Consider the following 325-nt stretch of genomic DNA (forward strand, 5'->3'; position numbering starts at 1 on the left):
GGTTCGGATACTGCTTCGCTTTCATCCAGCCAGACCTGCGCGCGCTCCTGTAAGCCCGTTTGGGTCAACAGTACCGTAGCACCACTGTCCTCCAGCATGAAGCGGATGCGTTCAGACGGATAGTCTGCATCCAGCGGTACATATGCACCTCCGGCTTTCCATACCGCCAATACGCCGACCAGCATGTCGACCGAGCGTTCACTCAAGATGCCAACAATCGATTCACGGCCAATGCCTTCATTTCGCAATCTACGGGCTAATTGGTTCGCACGCTCGTTCAGTGTGCGGTACGTCAGTTGTTGTTCCTCGTACACCACCGCCACAT

The 325-nt window shown here is 55.4% G+C and carries 1 protein-coding gene; it reads right to left on the bottom strand.

Annotated elements, in window-relative coordinates:
- On the bottom strand, positions 1 to 325 hold a 325-nt coding region (locus G9G53_RS25850; RefSeq protein WP_165150901.1), incomplete at both ends, for an AMP-binding protein.

This window comes from Paenibacillus sp. EKM206P, from assembly GCF_011066155.1.
Classification (GTDB): Bacteria; Bacillota; Bacilli; order Paenibacillales; family Paenibacillaceae; genus Paenibacillus; species Paenibacillus polymyxa_D.